5 protein-coding genes are annotated in these 5,110 nt (G+C 70.3%); 2 read left to right on the top strand and 3 right to left on the bottom strand.

Annotation, left to right across the window (positions count from 1 at the left end):
* Positions 1–611 (bottom strand): beta-phosphoglucomutase family hydrolase (locus tag G6018_RS07880; protein WP_182639321.1); only part of this gene is annotated, 611 nt, incomplete at its 3' end.
* 260 nt (positions 612–871) lie between these two features.
* On the opposite strand from G6018_RS07880, the gene G6018_RS07875 reads away from it, so the two are divergent.
* The gene (locus G6018_RS07875; protein WP_182610936.1) at positions 872–1,654 is read left to right on the top strand and encodes a hypothetical protein; all 783 of its coding nucleotides are present in this window, start codon (positions 872–874) and stop codon (positions 1,652–1,654) included.
* A gap of 173 nt (positions 1,655–1,827) precedes the next feature.
* Here the strand turns inward: G6018_RS07875 and lpdA are convergent, their stop codons facing one another.
* A complete protein-coding gene (lpdA, locus tag G6018_RS07870) occupies positions 1,828–3,222 on the bottom strand; it encodes a dihydrolipoyl dehydrogenase (RefSeq protein ID WP_182639320.1) in 1,395 nt (464 codons plus the stop codon).
* Between the two features lie 123 nt (positions 3,223–3,345).
* Positions 3,346–3,501 (bottom strand): hypothetical protein, encoded by a 156-nt coding sequence (locus G6018_RS07865; protein WP_182639319.1) that lies wholly within the window; start codon positions 3,499–3,501, stop codon positions 3,346–3,348.
* Between the two features lie 167 nt (positions 3,502–3,668).
* On the opposite strand from G6018_RS07865, the gene G6018_RS07860 reads away from it, so the two are divergent.
* On the top strand, positions 3,669–5,110 hold a 1,442-nt coding region (locus G6018_RS07860), incomplete at its 3' end, for a S9 family peptidase (protein WP_182639318.1).

The following is a 5,110-nucleotide window of genomic DNA, read 5'->3' as shown; positions in this document are numbered from 1 at the left end:
CCGGCCTGCACGCCCGAGACGGCGTCCTCGATCACCACGCAGCGGTCCGCGGGCACGCCCAGCAGTTCGGCCCCCCGCAGGTACGTGTCGGGCCGGGGCTTGCCCGGGATGCCCTCGGCCTGCGCCACCAGCCCGTCGACGACGACCTCGAAGCGGTCCCGCAGCCCCGCCGCCTCGAGCACGGGGCCCGCGTTCTTGGAGCTGGAGACCACGCAGGACGCGATCCCGGCGGCGTCGAGGGCGTCGAGGTAGGCGACCGACCCCGGGTAGGCCTCGATCCCCTCGTCGAGCAGCTGACGGAAGACGATGTTCTTGCGCAGCCCCAGCCCGGTGATCGTGTCCGCCTCGGCTGACCCCTCGTCGTCGTCGCCCTCGCCCTCGACGCCATCGGGCAGCGTGAGGCCGCGCGCGGCGAGCATCGACGCGATCCCCTCCACCCGCGGTTTGCCGTCTATGTAGCGGAAGTAGTCCTCGTCCGAGTAGGGGTCGATCCCGCGGTCGGCGAAGTACGCGGAGAACATCCGGTTCCACGCCTGCATGTGCTTCTCGGCCGTCGGGGTGATGACCCCGTCGAGGTCGAAGAGCACGGCATCTATGCCGTCATGGTCCATGTCGAATCCTGCTTCCGGGTCGGTGGGCCGATCGGGCTCGTCCGGTGACGCATCAAGGGTAGACACCCGGACGCCGTATCGAACCCCTCACCTCCCCCCGTGCGGCCCATCTCACGCCCGGCGGGCAGGGAATGTGGGTGCCATCCGGCCTACGTGCGGGAGGGATGCGGGGTCCACCCGGCCTCGACTCGGGGCGGAATGCACTGTCACCGGGTGCCCGGTGGCACTATGGTCGGTGACTCTGGACTAGAAGGAGAGAGATGCGACTTCGCACCCGCAATCCCCGCCGTGTCGCGATCGCCGGCCTCGCACTGGTCACCGCGGCCGCACTCACGGCCTGCACGTCGGACTCCGACGACTCCGGGAACGGTGACGCCCCGGGCGACACCCAGACCGCCGAGACCGTCGACGAGTCCGCACCCGAGGCGCCTCTCGACCAGCTGGTCCTGGCCGAGGGCGAGGCCCCCGGTGGCGGTGTGGTGCAGGTGATCGAGCCGGATCTCCTCCAGGAGGCGGTCGACAAGCTCGTCGCCGACCAGGGCAAGCAGCTCATGGAGGACCCGGCGTGCGACAGGGTCTCCCGCCTCGAGACCGTCTCCAACTTCGCGACCACCGACGGGCTGACCGCAGCGGTGCGGTACAAGCAGTCGCAGGAGGACGACACCGAGCATCGTTTCGGGATCGGCATGGTGGGTCAGAAGCTCGACGATTTCATGGACCGCTCCCTGTACGAGGCCTGCACCACCTCGCGGAGCTCCACCAACCCCGACGTCGAGCTCGTCATGACCGTGGGTGACGCCCCGGCCATCGAGGGCGCCGAGGGCTTCCGGGTCACCAGCGACTTCATCACCACCCGGCCGGACGGCACCCGCTCACTGAGCCGGGCCATCGCGATCCACGGCTTCACCCGTGACACCACCGTGAGCGTCGAGTACGCGGCCCGCGGCAACAACCCGGAGGCGGACCCGGTCCTGCCCTCCGCGGCCGGCGCCCTGGACGCCATCTACGAGGCGCAGATGGCCAAGATCGTGGTGGCCGAGTAAGCCGCTCGACCGTCGCCGGCGCCCCAGCCATCGAGAAGAGCGTTCCGCGCACGTCGCCCGAGAGGCGGTGCGCGGAACGCTCTTGTCGTTGACCGTTGCCCGGTGAGGGGCGGGCCCGGGAGCCCGGTGAGGGGCGGGCCCGGCACCCGACAGGGCCGGCCGGCCGGCGCCCCCTACAGGTTGATCATGTGGCCGCTGACGCCCTCGACGGCCTCCTTCATGGCCTCCGACAGGGTCGGGTGGGTGTGCACGTTGCGCGCCACGTCCTCGGCGGTGAGGTCCCACATCTGCGCCAGGGTCAACTCGGGCAGCAGCTCGGAGACGTCGGGGCCGATGAGGTGGGCACCGAGCAGTTCGCCGTGCGCCCCGTCGGCCACGACCTTGACGAACCCGACCGCGTGGCCGAGCCCGTGCGCCTTGCCGTTGGCGGAGAACGGGAACTTGCCCACCTTGACGTCGTAGCCCTCGTCGCGGGCCTGGGCCTCGGTCAGCCCGAACGAGGCCACCTGCGGCTGGCAGAACGTCGCGCGCGGCATCATCCGGTAGTCACCCAGGGTCTGCGTCTGGGCGCCGGCCATGGTCTCGGCGGCCACGACTCCCTGCGCCTCGGCCACGTGGGCCAGCTGCAGCTTGGCGGTGACGTCGCCGAGGGCGTAGATGCCCTTGACGTTGGTCCGCATGTTGTCGTCGATGGCGATGGCGCCGCGGTCGGTGAGCTCGACACCGGTCTTGTCCAGGCCGTAGCCCTCCACCCGGGGCGCGAACCCCACGGCCATCAGCACCTTGTCCACGGTCAGGGTCTGGGACTTGCCCTCCTCACCGTTCTTCTCGACCTCCACCTCCACCGAGTCGCCGTTGTCGGTGACCTTGGTGGTCTTGTGCCCGGTCAGGACCTTGACGCCGAGCTTCTTGTAGTGCTTGGCGATCTCCTTGGAGACCTCCTCGTCCTCGTTCGGCAGGAGACGGTCCATGAACTCGACGATCGTCACCTCGACGCCGTAGTTGGACATGACGTAGGCGAACTCCATGCCGATGGCCCCGGCGCCGACGATCACGATGGAATCCGGGAGCTCGCGGGAGAGGATCTGGTCCTCGTAGTCCACCACGTTCTCGCTCAGCTCGATCCCGGGCAGCGTCTTGACCACGGAACCGGTGGCGATGATGCAGTTGTCGAACGTGTACGAGGTGCCGTCGACCTCGATCGTCTTGTCGTCGGTGAAGGTGCCGAAGCCGTCGATCTCGGTGATCTTGTTCTTCTTCATGAGGAAGTGGACACCCTTGACGATGTTGTCCGAGACCTTGCGGCTGCGGTCGTGGGCCACCCCGTAGTCGAAGGAGACGTCCCCGGAGATCCCGAACGTCTTGGCGTCACGCAGCACCGTGTTGGCCAGCTCGGCGTTGCGCAGCAGCGCCTTCGAGGGGATGCACCCGACGTTGAGGCACACACCGCCCCAGTATTTCTCCTCGATCACGGCCACCTTGAGGCCGAGCTGCGAGGCGCGGATCGCGGCGACGTAGCCACCGGGGCCCGCGCCGAGGACGATGAGGTCGTAATGAGTGTCAGCCACGACACACAGGGTAGCGCTCCCGACGGCCGCCGAGCGGCGGAGCGGCGTGGAACCCCACCCGAAATGAGCGTCGCCGCCTCCTCCCGGGGGGAGGGGCGGCGACGGTGCCCGAGTGGGGCGAGCTCAGGACAGGTTGCCCAGGACCGACTTGAGAGCCGAGGCGACGATGTCGCCGACGGTCTCGGCGATCATGTCGGTGATGTTGCCGGTGGCGCTGCCGCCGCTGAGCGAACCGGACTCGCCCGAGCCGGTGCTGAGGATGTCGGTGAGGGAACCCATTGTGTATCTCCGTTTATCGAGTGCATTCCCGAGGATTTCGAGAATGGCCGGGTCAGGCGACCCCTGCATGGCGTTGATGGTACTGACGCTACGGCCCGGTAACAAGAGCCTGTGGATTTCTTACACCGGTTCAGTTGCCGACGGGCCGCACACGGCATCATCGGGGCATGAACTCATCCGCGTCGCCCGATCCGTTCCTGCATCTCGAGGACGTCGACTCCGCCGGGGCCCTCGAGTGGGTCCGGGACCGGAGCGACCGAACCGTGGCGGATCTCGCCTCCGGGCCGGAGGCCGAGACGGCGTACGCCCGCGCCCTGGAGATCCTCGACGCCTCGGACCGCATCGCGTGGCCGGTCCTGCGCGGCCGCCACGCCTACACCCTCTGGCGGGACGCCGACCATCCCCGCGGTCTGTGGCGACGGGTGCCGTGGTCCGTGCTCTCGCGTGGTGCCCCGGGCGTCGACCACCCGGCCTGGGAGACCCTGGTGGACGTGGACGCCCTGGCCGCCGAGGAGGGGGTCAACTGGGTCTACTCGGGCACCGTGGTCCGGCGCCCCGCGGACGACAGGGCGCTCGTCCGGCTCTCCCGCGGGGGCGCGGACGCGGTGGAGGTCCGCGAGTTCGATCTGACCGCCCGCCGATTCGTCCCGGAGTCCGAGGGCGGGTTCCGGCTGTCCGAGGCCAAGAGCTCGGTGTCCTGGGTGGACCGGGACACCCTGCTGCTGTCCTCGCCGCTGGACCCCGGCGGGTCGGACGCCACCGACTCCGGCTACCCCCGCCTGGCGCGGCTGTGGCGTCGCGGGACCGACCCGCTCAGCGCGCCGGTGATCTTCTCCGGACGATCGGAGGACGTGGCGGTGGGCGCCGCGTACGACCTCACCTCGGGCCGCTACACGACCAGCCGTGCCCCCGACTTCCACACCTCCGAGGAGTGGTTCTGGTCCCCGGGGGTCGATCCCTCGACCACCGCACCCCACCGACTCCCGGTCCCCGAGGACTGCCGCGTGGAGTCGTGCGGGGACTGGCTGCTGCTGCGGCCGCGCACCGATCTCGAGGTCGCCGGACGCACCCACGCCGGCGGGTCGGTCCTCGTGCTGCCGTGGGCCGCGATCGACGCCGACCCCTCGCGGTTGCCCGAGCCCGTCGTCCTGTTCTCCCCCACCCCCTCCACCACGGTCGAGGACGTGACCTGGGGCCGGGGCCGGATCCTGCTGACGATCCTCGACGACACCGAGTCCCGCCTCGAGGCGTACACGATCCCCGACGCCGCGGACGGGGCCTGGGAGCCCCGCCCCGTCGAGGGCTTACCGGACCACGTGTCGGTGGACGTGCTGTCCTGCGACCGCCTGTCCGGCGCCGACGCAGGCGGCGGAATGGACGACGACGACGAGCGCCCACACCCCGACGACGCCGTCCTCGCGGTGTCCGGGCCGATCGTGCCGCCGTCGCTGGTGCTGCTGCGCGCGGACGGCTCCACCACGACGCTCGGGTCCACCCCCGACCGGTTCGACACCACCGGCATCGAGGTCACCCGGCACACAGCGGTCAGCGACGACGGCACCCGCGTGCCCTACACCGTGATGCGCGGCCCCGGCCCCGACGGGCCGAG

Origin of the sequence: Dietzia sp. DQ11-44 (assembly GCF_014145205.1) — a bacterium.
Classification (GTDB): domain Bacteria; phylum Actinomycetota; class Actinomycetes; order Mycobacteriales; family Mycobacteriaceae; genus Dietzia; species Dietzia natronolimnaea.
The sequence above is the reverse complement of the archived record's forward strand: the minus strand, read 5'-3'. Positions and strand labels throughout refer to the sequence as shown.